Origin of the sequence: Polymorphobacter megasporae (assembly GCF_018982885.2) — a bacterium.
GTDB classification, from domain to species: domain Bacteria; phylum Pseudomonadota; class Alphaproteobacteria; order Sphingomonadales; family Sphingomonadaceae; genus Polymorphobacter_B; species Polymorphobacter_B megasporae.
The window spans coordinates 3,248,921-3,273,320 of record NZ_CP081848.1; the positions used below are offsets into that span (position 1 = coordinate 3,248,921).

Below are 24,400 nucleotides of genomic sequence, written 5' to 3' on the forward strand. Positions count from 1 at the left end.
GCGGGGCACGGCGGGGGCGACTTACGCGCTTCGCCGTCGCTTGTCGCCCCCGCTTCCGCCGCGCAGCTCTACTTCACGCGCGGTGCCGCGGGCCATTTGCACCCCTTCGCGTCACCATAGCCCTTGAGAAAGCCGCGGCGGACCGAGGCGGCGTAGACCACCGAGCGCGCCTTGCGCTGGGCGTTGGCGGCACCCGACAGGCGGCGGATGATGAAGCGCCCGGGGATCAGGCTGTTGATCGTGTCCTGCCCGGCGTCCATCGACAATTCGGTCGCCTCGCTCGGCTTCGTGCCGTCGGTCGGCGCGTCGACGTCGCGGCCGAGCGCGGTGTTCAGTTCCGTGACTGCGGCACCGATCGACTTGCACGTCTTGAGCCCGTCGGTCGTGTACGGATGTTCCGCCGCACGGACAAGAACCGGCGAGACCTTGGTCTTCTTGATGCCGAAATCGTGCAGCGGCGACCCCGCGATCGTCGCGACGCTGCGCTCGTCGCCCGGCGTCGTCTGCGCGGCAAGCGGGGTGGTCGCGAGCAGCATCACGGCGGCGGTCAGACGGAAAATTTGCATAAGAGACCTTTCGACAGTCGAGCGCAAAACGGTATCGGATCGATTCGGCTCCGGTGCAAACCGCTTGACTGGAGCGGAGGCTTCTTTACTCACGGCGACGGGCCACGCCGTCCCAACGCGGCGCGAGCTCTCTGTGAGGAGAGACTATGATTGACCGACCGAACGCGCCCCCGGCGCGCGCCTTTTTCTCGTCCGGCCCTTGCGCCAAGCGTCCCGGCTGGACCCCCGACCAACTCAAAACCGACGTGCTCGGCCGCTCGCACCGGTCGAAGCTCGGCAAGGCGCGCCTCAAGCTCGCGATCGACATGACCCGCGAGGTACTGCAGGTTCCCGACACCCACCTCATCGGCATCGTCCCCGCGTCCGACACCGGCGCCTTCGAAATGGCGATGTGGTCGATGCTTGGGCAGCGCCCGGTGACGATGGCGGCGTGGGAAAGCTTCGGCGAAGGCTGGGTGACCGACGCGGTCAAGCAGCTCAAGCTTGCCGACTGCACCGTCGTCAACGCGGCGTATGGCGAGCTTCCCGACCTCACCCGCGTACCGCAATCGCACGACGTCTGCTTCACGTGGAACGGCACGACGTCGGGCGTTCGCGTGCCCAACGGCGACTGGATTCGCGACGACCGCGAAGGGCTGATGCTGTGCGACGCGACGAGCGCGGTGTTCGCGCAGGAGCTGCCGTGGGCGAAGCTCGATGTCGTCACCTATAGCTGGCAGAAGGTGCTTGGCGGCGAGGGCGGGCACGGCGTCCTGATCCTCGGCCCGCGCGCGGTCGAGCGGCTGGAGAGCTACGTCCCGGCGTGGCCGCTGCCGAAGATCTTCCGCCTGACCAGCAAGGGCAAGCTGATCGCCGGCATCTTCGAGGGCGAGACGATCAACACCCCGTCGATGCTCGCGGTAGAGGATTATATCGACGCGCTGACGTGGGCGAAATCGATCGGCGGGCTGCAGGAACTCTACGCCCGCGCCGACGCCAACGCCGCCGCGCTCGACCGCTGGGTCGAGGCGACGCCGTGGGTCGCGCACCTCGCGACCGAGCCCGGAACGCGGTCGAACACCAGCGTCTGCCTGTCGCTGCCGGGCGCGTCGCCCGACGTGCCGAAGGCGATCGCCTCGCTGCTCGAGAAGGAAGGCGTCGCCTTCGACATCGGCGGCTATCGTGACGCGCCTCCGGGCCTGCGCATCTGGTGCGGCGGGACGGTTGACACCGCCGATATCGCGGCGCTCGGACCGTGGCTCGACTGGGCGCATGCGCAGGTCACGCAGCAGGCCGTCGCCGCCTAACCCCCAATTTCGTCATCCCCGCGCAGGCGGGGACCCATCAGCCCGACCTTCAGTGGTGATGGGTCCCCGCCTCCGCGGGGATGACGGCAAGAAGATCGGATAACAAACCATGCCCAAAGTCCTCATCGCCGACGAAATGTCCCCCAAGGCCGCCGAAATCTTCCGCGCGCGCGGGGTCGACTTCGACGAAATCACCGGTCTGTCGAAAGACGAACTGATCAAGATCATCGGCAATTACGACGGCATCGCCGTCCGCTCGACGACCAAGGCGACGAAGGACGTCTTCGCCGCCGCGACCAACCTCAAGGTCATCGGCCGCGCCGGGATCGGCGTCGACAACATCGACATCCCTGCCGCAAGCGCCAAGGGCGTCGTCGTGATGAACACCCCGTTCGGCAATTCGATCACCACCGCCGAGCACGCGATCGCGCTGATGTTCGCGCTCGCCCGCCAGCTGCCCGAGGCCGACGCGTCGACGCAGGCGGGCAAGTGGGAGAAGAACCGCTTCATGGGGGTCGAGCTGACCGCGAAGACACTCGGGCTGATCGGCGCGGGCAATATCGGCTCGATCGTCGCCGACCGCGCGCTCGGTTTGCGGATGAAGGTCATCGCCTTCGACCCGTTCCTGACGCCCGAGCGCGCGCAGGACCTCGGCATCGAGAAGGTCACGCTCGACGACCTGCTCGCGCGCGCCGACATCATCACGCTCCACACCCCGCTGACCGACTCTACGCGGAATATCCTGTCGGCCGAGGCGCTGGCGAAGACCAAGCCGGGCGTCCGCATCATCAACTGTGCGCGCGGCGGGTTGATCGACGAGGTCGCGCTTAAGGCCGGGCTCGATTCGGGGCATATCGGCGGCGCGGCGCTCGACGTCTTCGCCACCGAACCGGCGAAGGCATCGCCGTTGTTCGGCACGCCGAACTTCATCTCGACCCCGCACCTCGGCGCGTCGACCGACGAGGCGCAGGTCAACGTCGCGATCCAGGTCGCTGAGCAGATGTCGGACTTCCTGATGAGCGGCGGCGTCACCAACGCGCTCAACGTCCCGTCGCTGTCGGCGGAGGAAGCACCGCGGCTGCGCCCATACATGGCGCTTGCCGACCGGCTCGGTACCTTGACCGGGCAGCTCGTCAGCGACGGCATCTCGGGCGTGACGGTCGAGGTCGAGGGCGCGGCGGCCGAGCTCAACATCAAGCCGATCACCGCCGCCGTCCTCGCCGGGCTGATGCGGGTCCATTCGGACACGGTCAACATGGTCAACGCGCCGTTCCTCGCCCGCGAACGCGACATCGACGTCGCCGAGGTCCGCCACGAGCGCGAGACCGACTATCACACGCTCGTCCGGGTCACGGTGCGGACCCCCGACGGCGAGCGTTCGGTCGCGGGCACGCTGTTCGGCAACCGCGAGCCGCGGCTGGTCGAGATCATCGGCATCAAGGTCGAGGCCGACCTCCACGGACCGATGCTGTTCATCGTCAACGAGGACAAGCCGGGGTTCATCGGACGGCTCGGGAGCACCCTCGGTACTGCGAGCGTCAACATCGGGACGTTCCACCTCGGGCGGCGTGACAGCCGGGCGGAGGCGGTGCTGCTGTTGTCGGTCGACGAGGTAATCCCGGCGGCAGTGCTCAGCGAGATCAAGGCGCTGCCCGGCGTGAAGCAGGTCAAGGCGCTGAATTTTGGGTGAGAAAATACTTCTTCCCTCCCCCCGTGAGGGGGAGGGACAGGTGGCCCCTCGGCGACCAGGGAGAGGGTGCGTGCGCCACAAGCCAAAGTCGACGCGCCCCCCCTCACCCTCACCCTGGTCACGCCAGCGCGTGACCTGTCCCTCCCCCTCGCGGGGGGAGGAACGGTCGTGACCGACATCACCGCAGGCCTCCTCCCCGAAGGCCTCCGCGACCGGCTCCCCCCGCAGGCTGCCGCCGCCGAACACCTCATGCGCGGGCTGCTCGATCACGTCGCCAGCCACGGCTACGAACGCGTCCAGCCGCCGCTCGTCGAGTTCGAGGAAAGTCTCGCCGGGCGCTTGGGCGTGACCGGACGGCAGGAACTTTTGCGCTTCACCGACCCTGTGTCGCGGCACACGCTCGCGCTGCGCCCCGACATGACCGGGCAGGTCGGCCGGATCGCCGCGACCCGTCTCGCCCACATCCCTCGGCCGCTGCGGCTGGCCTATGGCGGCGCGGTCTTGCGGGTGAAGGGTAGCCAGTTGCGCCCCGAGCGCGAGATGCTCCAGGTCGGCGCCGAATTGATCGGGCGCGACAGCGTCGCCGCTGTCGTCGAGGTGCTGACGCTCGCGGTCGCCGCGCTGACCCGCGCCGGAGTCACCGGACTGACCGTCGACCTGACCCTGCCGAGCTTCGTCGCCGACCTCGCCGCTGCCTGGGCCGGGCCCGCGCCGATCGCCGATCTCGCCACGGTCGAGGACCTGCTCGACGCCAAAGACAGCGCGGGCCTCGCTGCCGGAGGCGCGTCACTCTACCAGCCGCTGATCGCCGCCGCCGGTCCCGCTGCCGCCGCTCTCGCCGCGCTCGGCCGCCTCGACCTGCCCCCGGCCCTTGCGGACCGCCTCGCCGATGTTGCCGACGTCGTCGCCGCGCTCGCCGCCGGGAACGGGGAGGGCGTTGCGGTAACGCTCGACCCGACCGAGCGCCACGGCTTCGAGTATCAGCGCTGGATCGGCTTCACGCTGTTCGCCGATGGCGTTCGCGGCGAGATCGGTCGCGGCGGCGCGTATAGCATCGTCCATCCCGACGGCGCGCGCGAGCCCGCAGTCGGTTTCTCGCTCTATATCGACGGCCTCGTCGATGCCGGATTGGGGATCGTCGCGCGCGACCGTATCCTGCTCCCCCTTGGCACGCCTGCATCCGTCGGCGACCGCCTGCGCCGCGAAGGCTGGATCACCGTCGCGGCGCTCGATGGCGATATTCCCGCCGGCTGCACGCACCGCTGGACCGGCGACACTGCCGAACCTTTGGAAGGACACGCATGACCAAAGTCGCCGTACTCGTCGGCAGCCTTCGCCGCGCCTCGTTCAGCCGCAAGCTGGCGCAGGCGATGATCGACCTCGCGCCCGACCTCGACTGCACGATCGTCGAAATCGGCGCGCTGCCGATCTACAATCAGGACTTCGACGACGACGGCACGCCGCCCCCCGCCTACACCGAATTTCGCACGGCGATGGCCGGATATGGCGCGGTTCTGTTCGTCACTCCCGAATATAACCGCTCGGTTCCCGGCGTGCTTAAGAACGCGCTCGACGTCGGGTCGCGGCCGTATGGCAAGAGCGTGTGGAGCGGCAAACCGGCGGCGGTCATCAGCTGCACCCCCGGCGCGTTGGGCGGCTTCGGCGCGAACCATCATCTCCGCCAATCGCTCGTCTTCCTCGACATGCCGACGATGCAGCAGCCTGAGGCTTACCTCGGCAACGTCGCCAAAATGTTTGCCGACGATGGCAGCGTCATGCCCGCGTCGCACGAATTCCTCGCCAAGATCATGGCTGCGTTCACCACCTGGATCGGAAGGACTGCCCCCCATGGCTAATGTCGTCGTTATCGGGGCGCAGTGGGGCGACGAGGGTAAGGGCAAGATCGTCGACTGGCTGTCGGCGCGCGCCGACGTCGTCGTCCGCTTCCAGGGCGGGCACAACGCCGGACACACGCTCGTCGTCGGCAACGAGGTCTACAAGCTCAGCCTGCTGCCGAGTGGCATCGTTCGCGGTGCGCTGTCGGTGATCGGCAACGGCGTCGTCTTCGACCCGTGGCACTTCAAGGCCGAGGTCGAAAAGCTCCGCGGCCAGGGCGTCGCGATCAGCCCCGAGACGCTGCAGGTCAGCGAACTGTGCCCGCTGATCCTGCCGCTCCATAGCGAGCTCGATGGCCTGCGCGAGGACGCCAGCGGCGCGGGCAAGATCGGCACGACGCGGCGCGGCATCGGCCCGGCGTATGAGGACAAGGCCGGACGCCGCGCGCTGCGGGTCTGCGACCTCGGCCACCTCGACAAGATGGGACCGCAGCTCGACCGGCTGCTCGCGCATCACAATGCGCTCCGCGTCGGCTTCGGCATCCCCCCGGTCGACCGCGAGGCGCTGGTCGCGTCGCTCGAGGAGATCGCGCCGTTCGTCCTGCCATTTGCCGCGCCCGTCTGGTCGAGCCTCGGCGATGCCCGCCGCGCCGGAAAACGCATCCTGTTCGAGGGCGCGCAGGGCGTGCTGCTCGACGTCGACCACGGCACCTACCCGTTCGTCACCTCGTCGAACGTCGTCGCCGGCACCGCCGCGAGCGGCAGCGGCATGGGTCCCGGCGCGATCAACTACGTCCTCGGCATCGTCAAGGCGTACACGACGCGCGTCGGCGGCGGCCCCTTCCCGACCGAGCTCGACGACGCGATCGGGCAGCGCTTGGGCGAGCGCGGGCGCGAATTCGGCACCGTCACCGGGCGCAAGCGCCGCTGCGGCTGGTTCGACGCGGTGCTGGTCCGGCAGGCGGTGCAGGTCAGCGGCGTCCACGGCATGGCGCTGACCAAGCTCGACGTCCTCGACGGGCTCGACGATTTGATGATCTGCAACGGCTACACGCTCGACGGGAAGACGCTCGACCATTTCCCGGCGCACGCGGCGGACCAGGCGGCGGTTGTCCCGATCTATGAGCGCTTCGACGGCTGGAGCGAATCGACGATGGGCGCGCGCAGCTGGGGCGAACTTCCGGCACAGGCGATCAAGTACATTCGCCGCATCGAGGAACTGACCAACTGCCCGGTCGCTTTGGTCAGCACATCACCCGAGCGCGAGGATACGATCCTCGTGCGCGATCCGTTCGTCGACTAATCGCGGAGCCACCCCGGGATTAGGAAGGCGTCGACCAACCACCATAGGCCGACAAAGCCCCAGATCAAAAAGCCGAGGCCGAACCACCACGTCAACCATCCGAGAACGTGAAGCACGAGCATGACTGCGCCGCTGAAGACACGCCCGGTGAGGAAACGGTGACCGCCAATGTTGCCAAGGAAGAACCAGACGACATAGGTGATCAGCGTCGACGCGACCGGCGGCCCGACCTCGTTCGTACGGTAGCGATCGATCGCCATGGCATTCCTCCCGGGTGTGTTACCCAGCTAAGATAGTCGCCACGTGGCGAGATTAAAAGCCCGTCTGCCCGCGATGCATCAGTCTCGCATCGGCGAGCACCAGCGCCATCATCGCCTCAGCGACCGGTGCCGCGCGGATGCCGACGCACGGGTCGTGGCGGCCCTTGGTGACGATCATGGTGGCGTCGCCTGTCGAGGTGATCGTATCGACCGGGGTAAGGATCGACGAAGTCGGCTTGAGCGCGATGCGAATGACGACCGGTTGCCCGGTCGAGATTCCGCCCGCCGTGCCGCCCGCGTGGTTTGAGCCGAACACCGGCCGCCCGTCGTTGCCGGGGCGCATGGCGTCGGCATTCTCTTCGCCGCGGAGCCGTGCGGCGCCGAAGCCGTCGCCGACCTCGACGCCCTTGACCGCGTTGATGCTCATCATCGCGGCGGCTAGCTGACTGTCGAGCTTGGCGTAGACCGGGCTTCCCCACCCTGCTGGAACACCACTCGCGCAGCATTCGACGATCGCGCCGAGCGACGACCCTGACTTGCGCGCGGCATCGAGGAGCGTCTCCCACCGCGCAGCAGCGGCAGGATCGGGGCAGAAGAACGGGTTGCGGTCGATCTCGGCATCGTCGAACGCGGCGCGGTCGATCGCGTCGCCGCCGAGCTCGACGAGATACGCGCGGATGGAGACCTCGGGGATGACCAGCCGCGCGACCGCCCCCGCCGCGACCCGGCTCGCGGTCTCACGCGCCGACGACCGCCCGCCACCACGCGGATCGCGGAGGCTGTACTTGGCGTCATAGGCATAATCGGCGTGGCCGGGGCGATACGCCTGCGCGATGTCACCATAGTCCTTCGACCGCTGGTCGACGTTGTCGATCATCAGGTGGATCGGGGTGCCGGTGGTGCGCCCCTCATAAACGCCCGACAGGATGCGGACCTGATCGGGCTCCTGCCGCTGCGTCGTGAAGCGCGATGTGCCGGGGCGGCGCTTGTCGAGCCACGGCTGGACGTCGGTCTCGGACAGCAATAGGCCGGGGGGGCAGCCGTCGACGACCGCGCCGATCGCGGGGCCATGCGATTCGCCCCAGGTGGTGAAGCGGAAGCTGTGGCCAAAGGTGTTGAAGGTCATGAAGGTTCTACCGTGTTACCTTCACCTCCCCACACCCAAGCGGGCGCGGGCTTGTTTCTCTCTCCAAGTGGGAAAGGGGTATCAGGCAACGCTGATATCCGGCGCGTCCTCGGCCTTCATCCCGATCACGTTATACCCCGCGTCGACGTGATGGACCTCGCCCGTCACCCCGCTCGCGAGGTCGCTCAGCAGGTACACGCCCGCCCCGCCGACATCGTCGATCGTCACGTTGCGGCGGAGCGGCGAGTTATATTCGTTCCACTTGAGGATGTGGCGGAAATCGCCGATCCCGCTCGCCGCCAATGTCTTGATCGGACCGGCGCTGATCGCGTTGACCCGCACCTTGTCGGGTCCGAGGTCCATCGCGAGGTAGCGCACACTCGTCTCGAGCGCCGCCTTCGCGACGCCCATGACGTTATAATGCGGGATGACCTTCTCGGCGCCGTAATAGCTCAGCGTGAGCATCGACCCGCCGTCGGGCATCATCGCCAACGCGCGCTGAGCGACCGCGGTGAAGCTAAACACGCTGATATTCATCGTCGTCGCGAAGTTCTCGGCGCTGGTATCGACATAGCGGCCGCGGAGTTCGTTCTTGTCCGAAAAGCCGATCGCGTGGACGAGATAGTCGATCGTCGGCCAGCGCTCGGCGAGTGTCGCGAAGCACGCATCGATGCTCTCGGGTTCGGCGACATCGCATTCGATAAGCAGGTCGCTGCCGAGCGACGCCGCCAAGGGGCGAACGCGCTTTTCGAGGGCCTCCCCCTGAAAGCTGAAGGCGATCTCGCCGCCCTGCGCTGCAACCGCCTGGGCGATGCCCCATGCGAGGCTCCGGTCGTTCGCCACCCCCATGATCAGGCCGCGCTTTCCGGCCATCAGTCCTGCCATTTATGGTCCTTGTTAACTCTTGGCGCAGTCGACGCCTTGGCCCGGTTCGATCGTCGCCGCTTTCTGGCCCAGTTTCGGCACAATCGCCAGCGCTGCGTTGAGCTGTGCGCCGATGACCACCCCGAATCCGATGATATAGAAGAACAGCAAGGCGACGATTACCCCGGCAAGACTGCCGTAGGTGCGGTCATAGCTGCCAAAACTCGACAGAACGACCGGCAGCAGCATCGTCGTGCCAATCCACACCACTGCAATGAGCAGCGCGCCTGGCCACACCGGTGCGCCGGCATCGCGAAATTTGCGCGGGGTGAGCGCGTAGAACAGCCCCCAGAGCGAGCCGAACAGCGCAAGCGCAGGCGCGATCCGTCCAAGCCCGACGAGACTGATGAGGTTCTCTTTGAATGGCAGGAGCTGGACGATGAACTGCTCGATGCCGGTCATCACGACCTGGACGATGAAGGCGATGACCATCAGAAAAACCGCGCCGACGATCAGCGCGATCGCGCCGACGCGGTATTCCCAGACCGGGCGCGTGCTGCTCGTGCCGTACGCCTTGCGGATGATCTCGCGTATCGTCTCGATAAAACCGGACACCGTCCACAAGGTCACGAGAATACCGAGCGTTACAAGTCCCTTGCCCGAGCGCGCCGTCAACACCGCGCGGACCGGCGCGGCGATCAGCTTGCCGACATCGGGCGGGACGGTCCGCATGAAGGCGTTGACCGCGTGAATGCCATCCTCCGTCCGTCCGAATGCCCCGGCAATCGTCGCAACCACGATGAAGAACGGAAACAGCGTCAGGAGCGATAGATAGGCGAGGTTCCCGGCGAGGACGAAGCCGTCGATCCAGGTACCACTGACAACCCGCGTGACGATCTGGCATGGGCGCGTTGCGAGAAAACGGGCCAGGGCCGCCGGAACGTGCATGTCGGTGTGCCCCTCAGTCGATCCCGAGCGCGCTCCGCGGATTACGGGTCGCGTCCCCCTCCCAACGCTCGGCAAAGCTGCGAAGCTCCGCATCGTCGGCGGGCAAATCGACCATCAGTGTCGCAAGCAGGTCGCCCCGGCTGCCGTCCGCCTTGGAGAAGCCGCGCCCGCGCAGTCGCAAGGTGCGCCCCGACGTCGTTCCGGCGGGGACGCCGAGCATGACCGGGCCTTCGGGCGTCGGCACCCGGACCTTCGCACCGAGCACCGCCTCGCCCAGACGCACCGGCAGGTCGAGGCGGATGTCGGCACCGTCGCGCGTGAAGAAGCGATGCGGCATGATATCGATCGTCACCAGCGCATCGCCCGCGCCGCCCGGACCGGGATCGCCCTGCCCCGCCATCCGCACCTGCTTGCCGCTTTCGAGCCCCGGAGTCAGCTTGAGGTCGAGCGTCTTGCCGTTCTTCAGCGCTATCCGCTGCGGCTTGAGCAGCGCCGCATCCTCGAACGGGACGTTCAGGCGGTACGACACGTCGGCGCCCTTGACCGGGGCAGCGCGCATTCGCGGATCGCTGCCAAACGGGCCACCGCTGCGTCCGAACAGCTCGGAAAAAATGTCACCTGGATCGCCGCCGAAGTCGAAGCGTGTTCCGCCTCCCGGTTGCGGGCCGAAGCCGTCGCCGCCACCGAACCCACCGCCGCTCCCGCCGCCGAACCCACCATACCCCGGCGGTGCTTTCGGCTGGCCATCGGCATCGATCTCGCCGCGGTCATACTTGGCGCGCTCGCCCGTATCCGACAGGATCGTGTACGCTGCCGAGACGTCCTTGAACCGCGCCAGCGCCGCCGCGTCACCCGCATGAGTGTCGGGGTGGTTCGCCTTGGCGAGCTTGCGATAAGCTTTTTTAATGTCGGCGGCGCTTGCCCCGCGCGCGACACCGAGCGTCGAATAAAGGTCTTTTGCCATGATCCCCGTCACCACAGTGGCGGCGCGCTGTCCAGTATGTTGGTGCGGCCGGGCGTTCGCCTTAGCGGATCGTCCCGTCACCAATCTCCATTACAGCAAGCGAAACGTCGGTTTGTGCGCCGCGGACTGCTGCGACACCGCATGATGCAATCAAATATTCATAAAAGTGTCGGATTTGTTTACATTCCGGGACCGTATTGATTGTTCAAGTCGCTGACAAGGCTTGATTCGAGAAATTGGCACGAGTCTTGCTAATATTAACCTATGCGTAATCATTCGATTATGCTGGACTGGCATTTTTGGGTCGGCCTTGGGGATTTTGTCGAAAGGGTTCGCTAAAATGATTATTAAATTTGCGGCAGCCGCGGCGTTCATGGCTTTGGCAGCGGCGGGTCACGCGATGACTGTTACATCGGCGTTCGGCTCGCCTGATTCCGGTCCGGCGATGGGCGAGACGATGCTGGTCGACTTCAACTCAACGACGCTTCCGACCGGCTACGCACTGTCGGGCGGTTATGGGTACGCGACGGGAACGACGTCGTTCGCGGCTGCGCCGGCTGGCGACACGACGCAGTATCTCTACGTTTCATCGGCGCTGACGCCGAATAACGCGACATTGACCACTGCGCACGCATTGAAATCGATCAGCTTTTATTGGGGATCGATCGACGCGTACAATACGGTCGATGTCCTCGGTGCCGGCGGCGTTTCGCTCGGCTCCTATGGCGGCTCGGCGTTCGCACCAGCGAACGGCGACCAATCGGCTGCTTCAACCAACCGCCGGGTCTACTTCACCGCTGGCAGCGGCCAAGTCATCACCGGGTTGCGCTTCGCCTCGACCGGAGTGGCGTTCGAGCTCGATGACGTTGCCGGCACGGCAGTCCCCGAGCCTGCTGCATGGGCGCTGATGATCGTTGGCTTCGGCATGGTCGGCTTTGCCGCCCGCCGCCGTCGGGCCACCACACCGGCCGTCGCCGCCTAACCTGGCTCAAGATCAAACGAAGGGCCCCGGTTCGCCGGGGCCCTTTTTTTGTGTGCGTTGAGGCTGGGTTCATCGCAGGCTGCCTAAAGAGCCATACCGGAACCTCGCAATCTTGTTGATCGTTACGGGGCGACCAAACGTCATTTCGAAGGATTTTTATGCGTAATTTCATCCTCGCTGTCGGCCTCGCCGCCGCCACGATCACGACGTCCGCAACCGCGCAGCAGACTTGCCAGGAGCGCCGCGACAACCGTGTCATCGGCACCGTCGCGGGTGCCGGTATCGGCGCGGTCCTCGGCGGCGCGATCTCCGGCGGCGGGCTCGGTGCCGTCCTCGGCGCGGTCGGCGGCGGTGTTGCGGGCAATCAGCTGACCAAGTCGAACGATGGCGGCTGCGAGCGTGCGTACGGTTATTACGACAACAGCCGTCGCTGGCATGCCAACCGCATCGAGGGCAACAGCGCAACTGGTTACTACGACCGCAATGGTGCCTGGGTCGTCGGCGCGCCGAGCGGCTATTATGACAACGACGGACGCTACATCGCGTCGCAAAATGGCGGCTATCGCGACAGCAATGGCTATTGGGTGCCCGCGCGTGACCAAGCGTATTACGCTGCCGATGGCAGCTACATCGATCCGCGCGCCGTGGGCTATTCGGCCCCGCAGCCGGCATACGACCCGCGCGCGCAGGGCTATCAGGGCGATCCGCGCACGCAAGGATACCAGGGCGACGAGGGCCCGCGCGACATCCGCAGCCGTGAAGACCGCCTTGCGCAGCGGATCGACCGGTTCGCTGCCGACGGCACGATGAACCGCGACCAGGTCTATCGCGCGCGCGCCGATCTCGACTCGATCCGCCGCAGCGAGCGGTCGATGCGCCACTATAACGGCCAGCTTTCGCCGCAGAACGAGGCGAACATCCAGGCGCGCCTCGATGCGATGAGCCAGCGGCTCCGCGATACAAAGGCGCAGTCGCAGACCGGCTATCGTAACTAGTCCGGAAGCCTGACCGGTTGCTCCCCATCGCCGCGGGCCTTACACCTGCGGCGATGTTGCACGACCCCTTCCCGATCTTCGCCGACTGGTTTGCCGCCGCGACTGCAGCCGAGGTCAACGACCCCAACGCGATGGCGCTGGCGACGGCGACGCCCGACGGACGGCCATCGGTCCGCGTGGTCCTGATGAAGGCGTGGGACGAGCGCGGCTTCGTCTTTTACACCAACCTCGATAGCCGCAAGGGCGCCGAAATCGCGGCCAACCCCGCGGTCCATCTCGATTTCCACTGGAAGTCGCTGCGGCGGCAGGTCCGCGTCGACGGCCGCGCCGAGCTTGTCCGCGACGCCGAGGCCGACGCCTACTTCGACACCCGCCCCCGCGATTCGCAGCTTGGCGCATGGGCCTCGGACCAGTCGCGCCCGCTGCCCGACCGCGCGGTCTTCCGCGAGAAACTCGCCAATGCCACGGCGAAGTACGACGGCACCGCCGTCCCCCGCCCGGCGCGCTGGTCGGGCTTTCGCGTCGTTCCCCAGCAGATCGAATTCTGGCAGGACGTCGACTTCCGCCATCATGAGCGCACGCTCTACACGCGCAGCGGCGACGGCTGGACGACCGGGATGCTGTACCCATGAGTACGGTCTCGTCCTCTCCGAACGCGAGCGCGCCTTCACGCGCGACCCTTACTCGCCGCGCCGCGATCGCCTCGGTATCGTCGGCGACCGTCCTGCTCGTGCTCAAGGCGTGGGCGGCATCGGCAACGGGGTCGGTGGCGATGCTCGGCTCGCTCGCCGACACCGGCCTCGACCTGCTGTCGAGCTGTGTCACGCTTTACGCCGTCTGGCTTGCAGGCCAGCCTGCCGACGAGGATCATCGCTTCGGCCACGGCAAGGCGGAGGCGATTGCCGCGCTGATGCAGACTCTCGTCATCCTCGGCTCGGCGGTCGCAATCGGTGTGCGCGCGGCGATGGAGATCGGCACGCGAACCCCTCCGCAGCGCGCCGATGTCGGCATCGGCGTGTCGGTCGTCGCGGTCGCGCTGACCCTGTGCCTTGTCGCCTATCAGCGCCACGTCGTCCGCATGACCCAGTCGATCGCGATCGTCACCGACCAGGTCCATTACGAATCCGACCTGCTGCTCAACCTCGCGGTCATCGCCGCGTTCGCGCTCGAGGCGTTCGCGGGGCTCCACGGCGCCGACGCGGTGTTCGGCATCGGCATCGCGCTATACCTTGCCTATGGTGCGATCACGTCCGCCCGCGCCGCGCTCGACATGCTGATGGACCGCGAATGGCCCGACGAGAAACGCCAGACTTTGCTCGGCGTCGTCGCGCGCCACCCGCAGGTCGACGGCGTCCACGAGCTCCGCACCCGCAGCAGCGGCGTCGTTGATTTCATTCAGTTCCACATCTGGCTCTCACCCGAGATGAGCGTCCGCTGCGCCCACGACATCGTCGACGAGATCGAGGCCGATGTCGCCACGACCTTCCCCGGCGCAGAGATCATGATTCATATCGATCCGCTCGGTCATTACGACCGGCCGCAAGTGTTGAGGGCCTGACCGATGCGCATCCCGTTCCACCAGATCGACGCCTTCGCCGACCGCCCGTTCAGCGGCAACCCGGCAGCGGTGATGATCCTCGACGCCGCGCTCGACGACGCGACCTGCCAGTCGATCGCGGCGGAGAACAACATCGCCGAGACCGCCTTCCTCGTCGCACGGACCGATGGTGTCGCCGACTACGACCTGCGCTGGTTCACGCCGACGGTCGAAGTCGCGCTGTGCGGCCACGCGACGCTGGCGAGCGGGCATTGGGCGCTGATGCGCGACCGCAGCCGGTCGGCAGTGACCTTCGCGACGCGTAAGGCGGGCGTACTGACCGTCGCCCGCGACGGCGCGGCGCTGCGGCTCGACCTGCCGTCATGGAGCGCCGAGCTGGGCGAGCGCCGTCCTGACATCGAAGCGGCGCTGGGCGTTTCGCCGGTCGCAACGCTGTGGCGCGACAACGGTTATTCAGTCCTCGTCCTCGAGAACGAGGAGGCGGTCCGCGCACTGACTCCCGACTTCGCCGCCCTCCGCGCGATCGCCGACACGCTCGTCATCGCGACTGCGCCCGGGACCAAGACCGACGTCGTCAGCCGCGTCTTCGCCGCGAGCGCCGGGATCGACGAAGACCCCGTCACCGGATCAGCGCACTGCGTCATCGCGGGGTATTGGGCCGACCGGCTGGGTCGTAACGCCTTCTCCGCGTATCAGGCGAGCGCGCGCGGCGGCCACGTCGCGTGCCGCCTCGACGGCGACCGGGTGATCCTCGGCGGGACGTGCGTCGAGGTAATCGAAGGCGTGTTCATTCTTTAGCGGGCGCCGTGAGCTCCGCATTTTAGCCGTCATACCTGCGCAGGCGGGGACCCATCGCCCCGACAGTGTGGGTGATAGGTCCCCGCCTGCGCGGGGATGACGGTTCAAGCAAATATAGCTCGCGTTGAAGGCCGCACACCAAGCCTGTCCTACAGCGTGCGTTTCGGCATAGCGTCGAAAGATGTGCCCGCTCCTCCCCATCCCCGAGCTTCCAGCCTCGCTCCGCCACTCCACGAGCCGCGGCGCAAATGCTGAAAAGCTGGTCGTTCCGTGGACTTGTGTAACCTTCGGAGCGGCGCGACCGTGAAAAACCTGGTCGTTCTATGGACTTGTGTAACCTTTGGCGACTGCGGCCTGCGCCGAATCAATTACCTGCCGGGCCGCGCATACCCCGTTGCGTAGGTCCGTGAAGCTGCGTATCATCACTCCGTAAAACTCGAGGAGCCGACCCGATGAACGCCCCCGTCAAATCCGGCACCTTTGTCCCCGCCGACAAGGACCTCCACCTCCCGACCTACGCCGAACTGTCGCATTTGCCTGGGCTCAAGCCGCATCCGCTGCCGCTCCTCCGCACGATCGAGTTCCTCAAGGACCCTCTCGCCGGGGTCACCGCCAACGTCGCCAACTTCGGCAAGGTCTACCGGGTCAACAACTTCGGCGGCTGGAACGTCGGACTGATCGGGCCCGACGCCAACGAGCTGGTGCTGTTCGACAAGGACAAGAACTTCTCGTCCGAGCTCGGCTGGACCCCGATCCTCGGCCGCGTCTTCCCGCGCGGGCTGATGCTGCTCGACTTCGACCACCACCGCGCCGATCGCAAAACGCTGTCGGTCGCGTTCAAGCCCGAGCCGATGCGCCACTATCTCGGTGCGCTCAACAGCGGGATCGCGCGCGGCATCGCCGGCTGGCCGACCGGGACCGAGTTCAAGTTCTACCCCGCGATCAAGGCATTGACCCTCGACCTCGCCGCCACCTCGTTCCTCGGCATCGCGTGGGGCCCGGAGGCAGACGCGATCAACAAGGCGTTCGTCGACATGGTCGCGGCGTCGATCGGCATCGTCCGCGTCCCCCTGCCGTTCACCGCGATGGGCCGCGGGGTGAAGGGCCACAAGTTCATGTCGAAGTTCTTCGCCCGCGAAATCCCCAAGCGCCGCGGCGCGACCGGCGCGGACTTCTTCACCCAGTTCTGCAACGCCCGCAACGACGCCGGCGACCTCCTGACCGACCAGGAGATCATCGACCATATGAACTTCCTGATGATGGCGGCGCACGACACGCTGACGTCGTCGCTGACCTCGACGATCTATTATCTGGCGAAAAACCCCGAGTGGCAGGACCGGCTGCGGACCGAGATCATGGCGGTCCGCGCCACCGCCGGACCCGAGCTGCCGTTCGACCGCCTCGGCGAGCTCGAACAGACCGAGTGGGCGTTCAAGGAAGCGCTGCGGCTGCTCCCGCCGGTACCGTCGGTCCCGCGCCGCGCGCTCCGCGACTTCACCTTCAACGGCTTCACCATCCCCGGGGGGACGCACGTTGGGGTCAACCCGATGTACACCCACCGCATGGCCGAATATTGGGAAGACCCCGAGACGTTCGACCCGTCGCGCTTCAGCCACAACCGCTCTAAGGGCCGCCACAAATACGCATGGGTGCCGTTTGGTGGGGGCGCGCACATGTGCATCGGACTGCACTTCGCCTACATGCAGATGAAGTCGTTCTTCTACACGCTGCTGAGCGAGTGCCGTGTCGTCGTCGATCCGGAATATGTCTGCGATTTTCAGATGTTCCCGATCCCCAAGCCCAAGGACGGCCTGCCGATCCGCCTCGAACGGCTCTAGTGGCGGCGCGTCGCGGGTTGCGTATCGTGGCATGGATCGTGGCGGCGCTGATCGCCGTCGCGGTGGTCGCGTGGCTGGTCTTCCGCGTCCCCGACATACCCGTCGCAACACTCCGGGCGAAGTACGCCTCGCCCGCGTCGCAGTTCATCGAGGTCATGCCCGGGCTGACCGTTCACCTCCGCGACGAGGGCAAGCATGACGGCGTCCCACTGGTCCTGCTCCACGGCTCGAACGCTTCGCTCCATACGTGGGAGCCATGGGTCGCGCGTCTCGGCGACCGCTTCCGGATCATCAGCTTTGACTTACCCGCTCACGGCCTGACCGGCCCCGCCCCCGACGGTCAATATAGCCAGTCTGCCTATGCCAAGGTGCTCGCGGCGGTCGTCGCCAACCGCCGACTAACGCGCTTCGTCCTCGCCGGAAACTCGATGGGCGGCGGCGTCGCTGCGCGCTATGCCGCCGATCATCCCGACCGCATTGCCGGGCTGATCCTCGTCGATGCCAGCGGCGCGCTTTACCCCGAAGGCGCCCGCGACACCCCGCTCGCGCTGCGGATCGCCCGCGCCCCCATCATCCGCGACATCGCCAGCAGCATCACCCCACGCTCGCTGATCGCGGCATCGTTCGCCGGGGCGGTATCGAACAAGGCGGTGATGACCCCGGCGATGATCGACCGCTATTGGGAGCTGTTGCGCTACCCGGGCAATCGCGCGGCGACGCTCGACCGCTTCGCGCAGGGCTATTCGTCGGTCAGCCCGGCCGACCTTGCCCGGATCGACGCCCCTGTCCTGATCCTGTGGGGCCGCGACGACCGCTTCATCCCGGTCGCTTCAGCCGCCTATTTCGCCGCCAACCTGCCCCAGAGCCGCACGATCATCTACGACGGCATCGGCCATTTGCCGATGGAGGAGATGCCCGACCGCTCGGCGGCCGACGTTGGGGGTTTCATCGCTGGTCTTGGTTCTCCGGCCGGACAAACACCCCCAAATAGCGCGCCATTGCCTGCGCCGTCGGCTCGGCCAGCGCGATGAACGCCCGCCGCGCATCGAGCGGGTCACTGGTCCGATCGAACAGCCCAGCGTCGCACAGCGTCCGTATCCAGCGGAGCGCGGTCGTCGGCGGCACGCACGCGGCAATGCACAGGCTCGACACCGACACCGGCTGCCCTTCGGCACGCGCGGCGGCCAGGTCGAGCAGCATGTCCCACGCCGGGTCGGCGAAGATGTCGGCAGGGAAATACCGGTCGCGCGCCCGCCGCGCCCGGACGATCTGGCGAATGGCTCCGGGATCGACCGGTGGCGGGTCGCTCGCATCGGTCGGTGCGATCAGCCGCGCGAGTGCCGCCGCGACCCGCTCGGCTTCGGCTCCCAACGCCCCGAGCCGCGCCGAACTCTGGTCCGACCGGTCGGCGACGCCGGCGGCCTTAGGCGCGGCGGCAGCTTCCCGGATCGCGGCAACGAGGTCGGCGGCAGCCGGCACCTCGGCAATGAAGTCTGCAAGGTTGCTCGCGAGCGCCAAGCCCGCATGCTCCGGGTTGCCGAAGGCAAGCACGCGTGGCCCCGAAGCACTCAGCCGCGCTGCCAGCGCAGGAGTCGCAAGGGCGAGATCGAGGACGACGACATCGATCGTCCAATGATCCGCAAGCGTCGCCGTCAATGCTGCGCCATCGGCGACGAAGCCGACCGCAAGCCCCTCCCCGGCAAGCGCCTCGCGGTAGCGATCAGCCCATGCCGGAGACACCGCGCACAGCGTCGTTACATCGCCGAATCGTAACGCCGCAGCTTTTTCGGTTAACAAAATATGTCAATCCCCACTAAAACGCACCGCACGCCAAGCTGCCGAAAACGTTCGTACTTTCCGACCATTTCGGATGCAGAATGACTTTACGCCTATACGGGCAAGTATAGGTTCCTGCCTAGCCGCTTTTACCTGCGGGGTGTGTAGCGCAGTTTGCCCATAAGTGTTGCGTCACCAACAGGACTTTTCCCATGAAAGCCCCTGCGTCGCCGCCGACCAAGCTCGCCGAATTGATCGGAGCGAGTCCCGCGATCGTCAAGGTCCGCGCGCTCGTCGACCAACTCGCGGCGTCGTCGGTCTCGGTTCTCGTCACCGGGCCGTCGGGGAGCGGCAAGGAAGTCGTCGCGCAGCTGCTCCACCAGCGGAGCAGCCGTGCCGCCAAGCCATTCGTCGCGATCAACTGCGCCGCGATCCCCCGCGACCTCCTCGAAAGCGAGATCTTCGGACATGAAGCCGGGTCGTTCACCGGTGCCGCCAAGGCGCGTCGCGGGCGCTTCGAGCTCGCCGACACCGGCACCTTGTTCCTCGACGAGATCGGCGACATGCCCGCCGAGTTCCAGGTCAAGCTGCTGCGTATCCTCGAAACCCGGCTCGTCGAGCGCGTCGGCGGCATGCTCGCCTTCCCGGTCGACGTCCGGCTGATCGCGGCGACCAACGTCGATCTCGCCGAGGCGGTCGCGTCGGGGCGCTTCAGGGAGGACCTGTTCTACCGGCTGGCAGTCGTCGAGATCCGCCTTCCCGGCCTCGCCGAGCGCGCGAGCGACGTCCCCCTGCTGCTCGAACACTTCGCCCGCAACAGCGAACGCCCCCGGGTCGGCTTTACCGCGGGCGCGACCGACTATCTCGCCAGCCAGCCGTGGCGCGGGAACGTTCGCGAGCTCAGGAACTTCGTCGCTCGGGCAACCGCCCTCCACCCCGGCGCGCTGGTCGACCGGACCCTCGCGGCGACGTTGCTCCACGGTGAGAGGCACATACTTGCCCTGCCGACGACGCTACCGCTCCCCGACCGCGGGCCGTGGCGCGACGGCGAGCCGATCGACCTCAAGGCGGTCCTCGACGACGTCGAGCAGGCGTATATCCGTGACGCCCTTGGCAGAACTGCGGGCGGCATCGCCGGGTCGGCGCGGCTGCTCGGCCTGCGCCGGACAACGCTGATCGAGAAGATGCGGCGGCTCCAGATCGAGCGCCCGGCGGATTGCTGACCTATCTGGCCGTGACTTCGATCTTCCCCCACGCCCGCGCCAGCTCGCCGAGCTGGGTCGCGGCACCGGCGAACAGGTCGGCGCGGCGCTCGCTACTCGCGGCGACTGTCACCGCGCGAACCTGCGCATAGGCATCGGCCAGCGCCCGCGCGACGGTCCCGCCGCGGCCATGGTCGAGCGCGGCATCGAGGGCGTCGAGGATCCGCAAGCCCCGCGTCGTCGCCGCAACCCGAGCCGCCGCATCGCCAGCGGAAGTCGCAGCCGCCGCCGCCGCCAGCGCCTCGCGGCCGCCCGAGTAGAGCATCGCGACAAGGCCGTGCGGAGTCGCGGCGGCAATACGATCTCGGAGGTCGGCGTCGCGGTAGCGCCGCGCGATCGCCGCCGCCGGGTTCGGCATTACGTTGGCGCGCGGGGCAAAGGCATGGGCAAGCGACATCGACGTCTCCTCAGTTAGTCGTCTGGTTCCACGCCTTGATCTGCTCGTCGAGAAAGGCCTGGGTCGATTTGGAGGCGGCGACGGCGGCCTCCATCGCGGCGTATTGCTTCACCAGCGTCGCCCGGTACGTCGTCATCCGCGCGTCGAGGGTAGCCCGCTCGGACGCGATCGCGGTCGTCTCGCGGGCGTAGCGGTTCGAGGCGTCACCAGTCTTTGTCACCGCAGCGAAGTCGGCGGCGAGCGCGGTCAGCGCCCCCTTGGTCGCGCCGCTGGCGGTCAGCCCGACGAGGATCTTCTCGGCGGCATCGGGGTAAGCGGCGACGGCGGCCCCAAGCCTCGTCTCGTCGACGCTTAGCGTTCCGTCGCGCGCCGTTGTGATGCCGAGATCGGCCAGCCGAGATGGCACCCCCGCCGCCACACTGCCGGTTACACTCGACGTCAATGCGGCGAGCTGCTGCTCGAAGCGCCGCATCGTTGCATCGCCGACCAATGCCCCCGCCGGATCCGACGTCGTCGCGGTATGGGTCAGCCCCTTGGCGGTCGCGCTGACCGCGTTGAGCGCCGCGACGAGGTCGCGGATCGCGCTCTTCAGGCCGTCGCCGTCGCGGGTCGCGGCGATCGTCACCGTCGTCCCCGGAGATGCTTTGCGAAGGTCGAGCGTCACCCCGTCGATCAGGTCGGAGAAGTGGTTCGTCGGGCGCTTGATCGCGATCCCGTCGACGGTAAGCGAGGCGTCATGGGCGGTCGCGGCGACCGTCATCGTGCTGGCTGCCGGCGTGTAGACGAAGCGGTTGAGCCCGGTATCGGCGACGCCGTCCGCGCTGGCCCCTGGGTCGGCGGCGACGATGAACGCCGAAGCCGCGCCCCCCGGGCCCTTGAGGACGAGGCGGGCGCCGGTTGAGTCGGCGATGATGCTCGCGACGACCGCGGTCGCGTTGCCCTTTTGCGCGGCATTGATCGCGTCGCGGAGCCCCGTCAGGCTGTTGTTTGTCGGGTCGATCGTGACCGTGATCGGCGCGGCCGTTCCCCCGGCAAAGCCGAAGCCGCCCTGCCCGTCGCTCGTCGCGGTGCCGAAGGTCAGCGTCAGGGTGCCGAGCCCGACCGGCGCGGCGGGTGACGCGACCGTCCCGGCGACGAGGGTCTGCCCGGCGGCGAGGGCATTGACGACGATGTCGATCGGGTCGAGCAACGGCGTCGCCCCGCTGGTCGCGCTCGCGGCGACCACCGCCGGATCGCTGCTTGACGGCAAGGGCCCGAGCGCGCCGCCGACGGTCCGCGACGACAGCGCCGTGATCAGCCCGCTCAGCCCCGAGTTGACTTGAGACACGCCCGAGATGCGCGCGTCGTTGACCGTCGACCGCGTGGTCAGCGCGGTGTCGCGCGGGTCGTGCTGCGCCTTGACCAGCGCGTCGATCAGCGCGGTCGTGTCGAGCCCCGATCCAACCCCGAGCGTGGTGAGGATGCTGGTCATGTCAGGTTAACGTCTTGTCGCACCCAAGGCTTAGCCGCGTCTGTTACGGAACCGGGTTGGCGGGCATCAGTTTGAGCGAGACCATTAAAGGGTTTCGCCGATGCTCCGTGATCTCTTCCCCCGGCGGCTCCTGCAATGGCTCGGCCCGCTCATCGCTGCCGGCTTTACCGCGCTGGTTGTCGCGACGATCGTCGTCCTGTCCGGCATCCCCAATCTGGCCGCGACCACCCCGCACCCGCAGCTGTGGGCGAAGTTCCTCCATTTCGTCTTCAGCCGCTCGGTCTCGTTCCACTCGAGTGACCTGACCCCACCGGCCGATCTCAACAGCCCGAACCGGGTCGCACTTGGGGCGGCGCATTACGCCAACGTCTGCGCCAATTGCCACGGCGCGCCGGGAACCGGCCAGAACCCGATCGCGCTCGCGATGACCCCGCGCCCGCCGTATTTGCCCGCCCAGATCAAAGACTTGAATGATAAGGAGATTTTCTGGGTTCTGAAGCACGGCGTCAAGTATAGCGCGATGCCCGGCTGGCCGACCCAGCTTCGCGACGACGAAATCTGGTCGATGGTCGCCTTCGTCAAGACATTGCCCGACCTGAAGTACGACATCTACCGCCGCGTTGCGCTCGGCGAGAGCGCCAGCGGCAACGCCAACCTCCCCCGGATCGACTTCGGCAGCGACCCGGTTCTGCGCCCCTATGTCAGCCACAATTCGACGATCCCGCAGGGCGACATCAACCATTATGTCTTCCCGGCGACCGGCCCCGACCAGTTCGGCCAGACCGGCGCGGTGATCGAAACCTGCTCGCGCTGCCACGGGTCGGCGGGGACCGGGCGGGCGGTCGGGGCCTTCCCCAACCTCGCGATCCTCAGCCAGCAGTATATCGCCAGCGCACTGACTTCGTTCGCCAGCGGCAAGCGCCACAGCGCCTACATGCAGACCGTCGCCGACCAGCTCTCACCGCAGCAGATCCAGCAGGTTGCGGCGTATTATTCGAGCCAGCCCAAGGCGAAGTCGCTCGCTGCGGCGACCTTCCAGGTCCCCGCTGCCGACGTTGCCTACGGCCAGCAGATTGCCCTTCAGGGCCTGCGTGATCGCAAGATCGGCGCGTGCAGCGGCTGCCACGCCTTGGCCGACGCCGATGTTCGCGCCTACCCGCGCCTCAACGGCCAGAACGAGGATTATCTGATCAACCAGCTCAAGCTGTTCCGTGCCGGTGGCCGTGGTAACTCGGGCAAATACAACCCGATGGTTGGTGTGGCAAAGAACCTGACCGATCGCGAGATCGGCGCGGTGTCAGCCTACTACGCCGCCCAGACGCCGTATGGCGCTAATGTTCTCAAGGCCGAAGCCAAGCTCGTCCAACCCCAGCGTGGCAGCTGAGATAACCGAGGGACACTAAACGTATCTTGGAAATTGCCGCGGCGAGAATCAGCGAGATATGCTCTCGCCACCTGTTGTGATCGCCGCGGCAACTGACGATGAGAAGGCGCACTCCCTCGCCCGTTGGCGACTCGACGGTGTGACTATGATCATTGGCATGGGTGTAGGACAGCGCCGCTTTACCGGTCCCGGTAGCCGGGAAGTGTCAGGCCGCATCCGAGCGCTGCGGCTCGCACGCCGAAGCAGGCGATGACGCCTGCGCCGCCAGCGACGAAGGTCGACGCCCCGGCCTGCGTCCCGACGACATAGACGACCGCCCCCAGCGCCGCCGCCGATACATAGATTTCGCGGCTGAGCAGGACCGACGGCTCATTCGCCAGCAGGTCGCGGATGATCCCGCCGAAGCTCGCGGTGAGCACGCCCATCGCCACCTGCGCGACCGGCGGCACCCCGTACGCCGCGCCCTTCGCCGCACCGATCACCGCATACGCCGCCATTCCCGCCGCATCGAGCCACAGCAAGGTGCGCAACCGCCAGCGATCGGCCTGGAGCAGCCAGACAAGCGCGGCGGCAACGATACACACCCCGAGATAGTCGCTGCGATGGACCCAGAATACAGGTGCGCCGATCAGCAGGTCGCGGAGCGTGCCGCCGCCGACCCCGGTCACCGCAGCGAAGAAGACGAACGTCACGATGGTCTGCTTCGCCCGCGCCGCCGCGAGCGCGCCGGTTGCGGCAAATACCGCGACCCCGGCATAGTCGAGGACGGCGATCAGGGGGGTAACGTCGGCGAACCCGGCGATCATGCCACTTCTACTCCGACGCGAGTCGAGACCGTTTCTTTCGCGCAACAATATTCCAAAGTTGATGAAGTTGACGCCACGTCGGAATGAAACGCGGCTCCCCGTCGGGCTCCTGAAGGGTCTGCGAGGTTCCGAAGGGTGAGGGTGAGCGCCATGCCACGAGTCTGACGATCGCAGGGCGTGTAGGACAGCGGTTTCTTCGACCCTGAAACGGCGGCTCGATGAATACCGGAAGCAGGGCCGACCACGCGGGCGCGAGGCGCGACGCGAGGCTTAGTTACTGTCATCCCCGCG

Annotated in this window: 24 protein-coding genes; 14 read left to right on the forward strand and 10 right to left on the reverse strand. The window is 67.0% G+C overall.

Annotated elements, in window-relative coordinates; translation table 11 throughout:
• Positions 1-68 precede the first annotated feature (68 nt).
• Complete coding sequence (locus KTC28_RS15220) at positions 69-566, reverse strand: hypothetical protein (protein WP_216707980.1); 498 nt, start codon at positions 564-566, stop codon at positions 69-71.
• 146 nt (positions 567-712) lie between these two features.
• Between KTC28_RS15220 and KTC28_RS15225 the strand changes: the two genes are divergently transcribed.
• From KTC28_RS15225 to KTC28_RS15245, 5 genes are all read left to right on the forward strand, one after another.
• Positions 713-1,852 carry a phosphoserine transaminase gene (locus tag KTC28_RS15225; RefSeq protein WP_216707981.1) on the forward strand — a complete coding sequence of 380 codons (1,140 nt, stop codon included), beginning with the start codon at positions 713-715 and terminating at the stop codon, positions 1,850-1,852.
• Positions 1,853-1,961: 109 nt separating this feature from the next.
• Positions 1,962-3,542, forward strand: a complete 1,581-nt coding sequence (serA, locus tag KTC28_RS15230) for a phosphoglycerate dehydrogenase (protein ID WP_216707982.1) — start codon at positions 1,962-1,964, stop codon at positions 3,540-3,542.
• A 168-nt stretch (positions 3,543-3,710) separates the two neighbouring features.
• The gene (locus tag KTC28_RS15235; protein WP_216707983.1) at positions 3,711-4,847 is read left to right on the forward strand and encodes an ATP phosphoribosyltransferase regulatory subunit; all 1,137 of its coding nucleotides are present in this window, start codon (positions 3,711-3,713) and stop codon (positions 4,845-4,847) included.
• Positions 4,844-5,398 (forward strand): NADPH-dependent FMN reductase, encoded by a 555-nt coding sequence (locus KTC28_RS15240; protein WP_216707984.1) that lies wholly within the window; start codon positions 4,844-4,846, stop codon positions 5,396-5,398. The genes KTC28_RS15235 and KTC28_RS15240 overlap by 4 nt, the downstream gene beginning before the upstream one ends.
• Positions 5,391-6,680: an adenylosuccinate synthase gene (locus tag KTC28_RS15245; protein WP_216707985.1), complete on the forward strand. Its 1,290-nt coding sequence runs from the start codon at positions 5,391-5,393 to the stop codon at positions 6,678-6,680. Before KTC28_RS15240 ends, KTC28_RS15245 begins: the two co-directional genes overlap by 8 nt.
• Here KTC28_RS15245 and KTC28_RS15250 read toward each other — a convergent pair.
• The 5 genes from KTC28_RS15250 to KTC28_RS15270 all read right to left on the reverse strand — a co-directional run bounded on the left by KTC28_RS15250 (position 6,677) and on the right by KTC28_RS15270 (position 10,842).
• The gene (locus KTC28_RS15250) at positions 6,677-6,940 is read right to left on the reverse strand and encodes a TM2 domain-containing protein (protein WP_216707986.1); all 264 of its coding nucleotides are present in this window, start codon (positions 6,938-6,940) and stop codon (positions 6,677-6,679) included. The genes KTC28_RS15245 and KTC28_RS15250 overlap by 4 nt on opposite strands.
• Positions 6,941-6,992: 52 nt before the next feature.
• On the reverse strand, positions 6,993-8,066 hold the full coding sequence (gene aroC, locus KTC28_RS15255; protein ID WP_216707987.1) for a chorismate synthase: 1,074 nt from the start codon (positions 8,064-8,066) through the stop codon (positions 6,993-6,995).
• Positions 8,067-8,147: 81 nt separating this feature from the next.
• Positions 8,148-8,951: an enoyl-ACP reductase FabI gene (fabI, locus tag KTC28_RS15260; protein WP_216707988.1), complete on the reverse strand. Its 804-nt coding sequence runs from the start codon at positions 8,949-8,951 to the stop codon at positions 8,148-8,150.
• Between the two features lie 12 nt (positions 8,952-8,963).
• Positions 8,964-9,878, reverse strand: coding sequence for a YihY/virulence factor BrkB family protein (locus KTC28_RS15265; protein ID WP_216707989.1), 915 nt, complete (start codon positions 9,876-9,878; stop codon positions 8,964-8,966).
• Between the two features lie 13 nt (positions 9,879-9,891).
• Positions 9,892-10,842: a DnaJ C-terminal domain-containing protein gene (locus KTC28_RS15270; RefSeq protein WP_216707990.1), complete on the reverse strand. Its 951-nt coding sequence runs from the start codon at positions 10,840-10,842 to the stop codon at positions 9,892-9,894.
• A 340-nt stretch (positions 10,843-11,182) separates the two neighbouring features.
• On the opposite strand from KTC28_RS15270, the gene KTC28_RS15275 reads away from it, so the two are divergent.
• The 7 genes from KTC28_RS15275 to KTC28_RS15305 all read left to right on the forward strand — a co-directional run bounded on the left by KTC28_RS15275 (position 11,183) and on the right by KTC28_RS15305 (position 18,044).
• A complete protein-coding gene (locus tag KTC28_RS15275; RefSeq protein ID WP_255602068.1) occupies positions 11,183-11,824 on the forward strand; it encodes an Npun_F0296 family exosortase-dependent surface protein in 642 nt (213 codons plus the stop codon).
• Between the two features lie 158 nt (positions 11,825-11,982).
• On the forward strand, positions 11,983-12,819 hold the full coding sequence (locus tag KTC28_RS15280) for a YMGG-like glycine zipper-containing protein (RefSeq protein ID WP_216707991.1): 837 nt from the start codon (positions 11,983-11,985) through the stop codon (positions 12,817-12,819).
• A 53-nt stretch (positions 12,820-12,872) separates the two neighbouring features.
• A complete protein-coding gene (gene pdxH, locus KTC28_RS15285) occupies positions 12,873-13,451 on the forward strand; it encodes a pyridoxamine 5'-phosphate oxidase (protein WP_216708176.1) in 579 nt (192 codons plus the stop codon).
• A complete protein-coding gene (locus KTC28_RS15290) occupies positions 13,448-14,377 on the forward strand; it encodes a cation diffusion facilitator family transporter (protein WP_216707992.1) in 930 nt (309 codons plus the stop codon). The genes pdxH and KTC28_RS15290 overlap by 4 nt, the downstream gene beginning before the upstream one ends.
• Positions 14,378-14,380: 3 nt before the next feature.
• Positions 14,381-15,175, forward strand: coding sequence for a PhzF family phenazine biosynthesis protein (locus KTC28_RS15295; RefSeq protein WP_216707993.1), 795 nt, complete (start codon positions 14,381-14,383; stop codon positions 15,173-15,175).
• Positions 15,176-15,627: 452 nt separating this feature from the next.
• Positions 15,628-17,013: a cytochrome P450 gene (locus tag KTC28_RS15300; protein WP_216707994.1), complete on the forward strand. Its 1,386-nt coding sequence runs from the start codon at positions 15,628-15,630 to the stop codon at positions 17,011-17,013.
• A gap of 26 nt (positions 17,014-17,039) precedes the next feature.
• Positions 17,040-18,044, forward strand: coding sequence for an alpha/beta fold hydrolase (locus KTC28_RS15305; protein ID WP_255602070.1), 1,005 nt, complete (start codon positions 17,040-17,042; stop codon positions 18,042-18,044).
• Here KTC28_RS15305 and KTC28_RS15310 read toward each other — a convergent pair.
• Positions 17,959-18,810, reverse strand: coding sequence for a MarR family winged helix-turn-helix transcriptional regulator (locus tag KTC28_RS15310; protein ID WP_216707996.1), 852 nt, complete (start codon positions 18,808-18,810; stop codon positions 17,959-17,961). The genes KTC28_RS15305 and KTC28_RS15310 overlap by 86 nt on opposite strands.
• A 191-nt stretch (positions 18,811-19,001) precedes the next feature.
• Here KTC28_RS15310 and KTC28_RS15315 point away from each other — a divergent pair, with 191 nt between their 5' ends.
• Positions 19,002-20,012, forward strand: coding sequence for a sigma-54 interaction domain-containing protein (locus tag KTC28_RS15315; protein ID WP_216707997.1), 1,011 nt, complete (start codon positions 19,002-19,004; stop codon positions 20,010-20,012).
• A 1-nt stretch (position 20,013) separates the two neighbouring features.
• Here the strand turns inward: KTC28_RS15315 and KTC28_RS15320 are convergent, their stop codons facing one another.
• Positions 20,014-20,448 (reverse strand): flagellar protein FliS, encoded by a 435-nt coding sequence (locus tag KTC28_RS15320; RefSeq protein WP_216707998.1) that lies wholly within the window; start codon positions 20,446-20,448, stop codon positions 20,014-20,016.
• 10 nt (positions 20,449-20,458) lie between these two features.
• The gene (gene fliD, locus KTC28_RS15325; protein ID WP_216707999.1) at positions 20,459-21,919 is read right to left on the reverse strand and encodes a flagellar filament capping protein FliD; all 1,461 of its coding nucleotides are present in this window, start codon (positions 21,917-21,919) and stop codon (positions 20,459-20,461) included.
• A gap of 100 nt (positions 21,920-22,019) precedes the next feature.
• On the opposite strand from fliD, the gene KTC28_RS15330 reads away from it, so the two are divergent.
• Positions 22,020-23,303 carry a c-type cytochrome gene (locus KTC28_RS15330; protein ID WP_216708000.1) on the forward strand — a complete coding sequence of 428 codons (1,284 nt, stop codon included), beginning with the start codon at positions 22,020-22,022 and terminating at the stop codon, positions 23,301-23,303.
• Between the two features lie 179 nt (positions 23,304-23,482).
• On the opposite strand, the gene KTC28_RS15335 is transcribed toward KTC28_RS15330, so the two are convergent.
• A complete protein-coding gene (locus KTC28_RS15335; protein WP_216708001.1) occupies positions 23,483-24,109 on the reverse strand; it encodes a trimeric intracellular cation channel family protein in 627 nt (208 codons plus the stop codon).
• Positions 24,110-24,400: the final 291 nt, after the last annotated feature.